Source organism: Atribacter sp. (assembly GCF_035418125.1).
Lineage (GTDB): Bacteria > Atribacterota > Atribacteria > Atribacterales > Atribacteraceae > Atribacter > Atribacter allofermentans.
The window spans coordinates 1-4906 of record NZ_DAOLQM010000165.1; the positions used below are offsets into that span (position 1 = coordinate 1).

Annotated in this window: 3 protein-coding genes and 1 pseudogene; 3 read left to right on the top strand and 1 reads right to left on the bottom strand. The window is 38.9% G+C overall.

Going from position 1 to position 4906, the window contains the following annotated elements; genetic code table 11:
* A pseudogene (locus tag PLK24_RS08330) lies at positions 1 to 280 on the bottom strand (hypothetical protein); the annotation flags it as partial.
* 629 nt (positions 281 to 909) lie between these two features.
* Here PLK24_RS08330 and PLK24_RS08335 point away from each other — a divergent pair.
* The 3 genes from PLK24_RS08335 (at position 910) to PLK24_RS08345 (ending at position 4653) form a co-directional block, all read left to right on the top strand.
* A complete protein-coding gene (locus tag PLK24_RS08335; RefSeq protein WP_324478098.1) occupies positions 910 to 1890 on the top strand; it encodes an ABC transporter substrate-binding protein in 981 nt (326 codons plus the stop codon).
* 275 nt (positions 1891 to 2165) lie between these two features.
* The gene (locus tag PLK24_RS08340; RefSeq protein WP_324478099.1) at positions 2166 to 3689 is read left to right on the top strand and encodes a sugar ABC transporter ATP-binding protein; all 1524 of its coding nucleotides are present in this window, start codon (positions 2166 to 2168) and stop codon (positions 3687 to 3689) included.
* A 4-nt stretch (positions 3690 to 3693) separates the two neighbouring features.
* Positions 3694 to 4653 carry an ABC transporter permease gene (locus tag PLK24_RS08345; protein WP_324478101.1) on the top strand — a complete coding sequence of 320 codons (960 nt, stop codon included), beginning with the start codon at positions 3694 to 3696 and terminating at the stop codon, positions 4651 to 4653.
* Positions 4654 to 4906: the final 253 nt, after the last annotated feature.

The window sequence follows — 4906 nt, forward strand, 5'->3', positions numbered from 1 at the left end:
TTCCTGTCTTGGCGGTGAGATCGGCAATGATTTTTTCATGAAGATTCGACCAGGGTATCGCATTGATTTCAACTTTTATTCCGAATTTCTCCTCAAAAAGCTTGCTGACCTCAATGGCAGCTTTTTGTTCGACGGGTTCAAATAAAACTACGGTTAATTTCTCTGGTTTTGGTGCAGTCGGGACTTTGCTAAAATCGGGTTCGGCAGCGAAGAGTAGGCTTGTTCCGAATGAAAGAGTAACTATAACAATAAGTAAAGTAAACCAAAAAAACTTTTTCATTTTTTCCCTCCTTTTGCTTTAATAAACATAGTATATATTTATCCTTTCTCATTTTCAATGATTTCATGAATAGATGTTCATGCTACTTTCATAGCACCAGATGAGGATGAAAGAGCTGATGGGGTGAGGGGGCGAGGGGGAGAAAAAGGAGAAGAGAAGAGGGTTCAAGATGACGCATTTTTATAATTCCTTCTCCCTTGATGGGAGAAGGTGAGGATGAGGGTGAAAACCCGGAATGAGATTCTGGTTGGTTGCTCAATATGAGTTACCTATAAAAATTATTCCGGTATTTTCAAGATAGACCCTAAGCCACTTATTTTTAACCAAACGAAAATGAAAAATACCTATTCAGGTATCAATCTTTCCCTTTAGCAAAGAGGGTTAGGGAGATTTGAAAAATTAGAAAAATTAAAAAACCTTAAAAGAGGGGTTTGCCCTAATCACTATAATTTGATATTAATTATTGGACTCTATAAATGTAAAATTGTATAATAATTTTAAAAGTAGTATTGGTTAGAAATATTTATCAAACAATTAGAAGGAGGTGATAGCTATCGATTGGTAAGGGAAGGAGGGAAGTTGTATTTAAAAACATTTACTACTAAACACAATATGAGGAGGGTCCTAAAATGCGTAAAATTATGTTATTACTAATGGTGATATTTGTCCTCTTGGGAACTGCCTTTTGCTATGCTGCCGATGTCGAACCCTATGACGTAGCTTTTATTGTCAAGGCAACTGACTCTGATTTCTGGCAATATACCATTGTTGGTGCAAAAAATGCGGAATTTGACCTTAAAGGTTTGGTTAAAATAACTGTCTATGGTCCGCCATCGGAAGCTGATATTGATGAGCAAGTAGCTATCTTGGAGAATGTTGTCAACACCAAGCCGGACGCCATTGTTATTGCATCAACTAGTTCAGAAGCTACATCTTTGGTTCTTGATAATGCATACAAACAGGGTATAAAAATCGTCTTGATTGACAATTTTGTTTACGACACAGGAATTCACTCTTTCTTAGCAACCAACAACAAAGTAGGAGGAGCCCTGGCTGCTGATAACCTGGTTGAATCTCTCAAAGCTGCTGGAAAGCCTCTAGAAGGGAAAATTAGCCTCATCAGTGCCATGGCTGGAGTACAGGTTCTGGTTGATAGGGATGATGGGTTTGCTGCCAGACTTAAAGAGATAGCCCCAGGGCTTGAAGTTCTTCCTACCCGATACGTAGATAACGATATTGCTGTCGCTGCCAATGCTGCCGAGGACCTTTTAACCGCAAATCCTGATTTACTTGGCTTCTTTGCCGATAACAACCATACTGGTGATGGTGTTGCAAGGGTAATTGAGGAACGGAGCTTGCAAGATAAGATTGTTGCTGTTGCCTATGACTCTGATCCGCAGGAAATTGATGCCTTGCGGAGCGGAGCTTTGAAAGCCCTCATTGTTCAGGATCCACACGGCATGGGGTATAAGGGAGTCATGTTCGCATTTATGGCAATAAATGGTGAACCTCTGCCTCAGTATTATGATACTGGAGTTTACGTAATCACCAAGGAAAACCTTGATGATTCTATGTGGATTCTTGATCCTTTCTCCAGAAAAAAATATTAATAGGTTAAATGAAATAGCGGGTGGTTATTGCCACCCGCTATTTCATTTCTATCTTAATGCCAAAAATAGAGTGGCGTTTTAAGAGAGGTTTCTATAGCTTTCGTAAACTCATAGCTTTTTGGAATTTGGCTTTATATTGTTGGTGTTGGGATTCTAATGACAATTAATTTTACTTTTTGACTGGCATAAAAAGGAAGGGTATATTATTTAACCATTCAAAATGAACTGTTCTGAAAAAGCTGCAGTAAACACTTTCAAACCAAAGGAGAGGTCTTATGTCTTTCGGAAAAGAGGTCTTAAGACTTGAGAATATTAGTAAATCTTTTCCTGCAGTGAAAGCTTTGGATCAGGTAAATCTATCAGTGAAAGCAGGTGAGGTTCGAGGACTGGTTGGAGAAAATGGAGCAGGAAAATCAACCCTCATTAAGATTGTTACCGGCGCTTATATTAAAGACTCCGGAAGGATGATATTTGAAGATAAAGAAATCTTAAGGAACTCACCAATTATTTCAAAAGAGTTAGGAATATTCGCAGTTTACCAGGATGTAATGGTTGCTCAAGATCTGAGTGTTGCTGAGAATTTCTTTTTAGGAAATCAACCTAAAAAAGGACCAATTATTGACTGGGGGAAAATGTATAGGGAGTCCAAGAAATTTCTTGATGAGATTGAGGTCGATATTGATGTAAAAAGAAGCATAAAAGAATTAAGTGCAGCTGAGGGGAAAATGATTACCATTGCTAAATCCCTTTGGCATCGCCCAAAGCTAGTCATATTTGATGAGCCAACTGCGGTTCTCACTCGGAATGAAACCAAAATTTTATTCCGTATCATTAAAAATTTAAGAGAAAGAGGCTCGGCCATTATTTATATTTCCCATAACCTGGAAGAAGTTTTTGATACTTGTGATACGGTAACCGTACTCAAAGATGGAGCAGTGGTGGGAACCTATACTATAGAAGAATTGGGGAGCGTGGAAAAGCTTATTCCTTTGATGGTCGGTAGAACCATCGAAGAAATGTATTATAAAAAGGAAGTTGGAATTGGCCGGGAACTCCTTCGGGTTGAAAATCTTTCAGGAAAAAAATTCCAAAATATTAATATCAATGTTAAAGCTGGAGAAATTTTGGGAATATTTGGTTTGGTTGGAGCAGGGAGAACGGATATTGCTAGAGCAATCTATGGTGCTGATAAATTTGACAAGGGAAAGATTATAGTCAACGGGAAGGAAATATCGATAAAAAAACCCAAAGACTCATTAAGGAGTGGAGTTGGTTATCTTCCAGAAGACCGAAGAATTCAGGGTACTTTTTCTCAACAGGATATCGAATTTAATATTAATGCTATAAACCTGGAAAAAGTCATGAGAGCCGGGATATTGATTTATAAAAAAGCTTATGAACAAACCAAAGATTATGTTGATAAGCTCTCGATTAAAATAGGGAGTATGTATCAAAAGGTATCGGATTTAAGTGGAGGGAACCAACAAAAAGTTGTTATAGCTAGGTGGTTATGTAAAAATCCCGATGTTCTTATCTTTGATGAACCAACCGCAGGGATTGATGTGGGTACGAAGGCGGAAATTTATAGATTGTTCAATGAAATTCTCAATCAAGAGAAGGGTATTATTTTAATATCATCGTATTTACCGGAATTGATAGGATTATCGGATCGGATCCTGGTGATTTCGAATGGGATGGTTGCTGGTGAAGTGGAAAGGAAGGAGTTTTCTGAGGAGTATCTTCTAACCTTAGCGATGAAAAACATCGTTTCGAAAGAAAAAATCAGGGAGGCAGTTTAAGACGATGAAAAACAATCAACGTAAAGCCTTCGCCGAAAGGAACCTTTTGATAATATTAGCTGTTATGGCAGTTTATCTCATCATAGCAACCAAGGGTAATTTTTCATCCTGGGATAATATTACCAATTTGATTAGACAGTCATCAATCAATGGAGTGGTTGCTATTGGGATGACCCTGATCATTATTACTGGGGGAATTGACCTTTCGGTTGGATCCATTGTCGGCTTATCCGGAATGATTTATGCGCTTTTAACTTCTAACCGGGGTGATATTCAAATGGCTTCATCCCTGGCAATTATTATTTCTCTGGGAGTTTCAGCGCTAATAGGATTAGCTAATGGGGTAGCAGTTCATAATGGTCGAGTACCACCTTTTATTGCCACTTTGGGAATGATGACCTTGGTAAGAGGATTAGTCATGTATGTATCGAGCGGTAGGATGATTTCCGGCCTCCCGATTGGTTTTAGAGAATTTTCGGTTGCTACTATGCTGGGGATTCCTGCTCTTGCGTGGACTTGGATTTTCTTAGCTATTTTTATGGCTTTTGTTTTGAAATATACCGTGTATGGGAGAAATCTTTATGCGATAGGGAGCAACGTTGAAGCCGCCAGGTTATCAGGTATAAATATTGGTTCTAATTTATATAAATTTTATGTAACGGCTGCTCTTTTTAGCGGTATAGCTGGCTTAATGCTTGGGACTAGGATGGCGGCTGGAGTGCCAACCGGTGGACAGGGTTATGAACTTGATGCGATAGCTTCAGTGGTTATTGGTGGAGCGAGCCTCAGTGGGGGGGTAGGTACAATATTTGGTACTGCACTGGGTGCCCTCATTATCCAAACTTTGAGGAATGGTGGTAATCTTTTAGGTGTTGATCCATTTATTATGCAGATTATAATTGGTGCGATCATTATCCTCGCCGTCTTCTTTGACCAATATTTAAAAGGAAGAAAGACGGGATAGAGGTTCATGCTACTTTACGGCCCTAAATGATGATGAAAAATACTTATCTTAAACCCGCCAACCACGTTGTAGATCGACCCAAGAATCTTATCAACCCAATCCGTCATTCTGAGGAGCAAAGCGACGTGAGAATCTCATTTAGCAAAATTTTGTTTATGTAACTTTTTCATTATTTTAGAGTAACCATTAAAAAATGAAAAGCACCCTCCCCGCCGTAAAACGGCACCCCTCCAAGGAGGGGAATTGTTGAATT

Excerpts from the sequence above, each read along its gene's own strand:
- PLK24_RS08335 (WP_324478098.1), top strand. The coding sequence starts at position 910 with ATGCGTAAAATTATGTTATTACTAATGGTGATATTTGTCCTCTTGGGA.
- PLK24_RS08340 (WP_324478099.1), top strand. The coding sequence starts at position 2,166 with ATGTCTTTCGGAAAAGAGGTCTTAAGACTTGAGAATATTAGTAAATCT.
- PLK24_RS08345 (WP_324478101.1), top strand. The coding sequence starts at position 3,694 with ATGAAAAACAATCAACGTAAAGCCTTCGCCGAAAGGAACCTTTTGATA.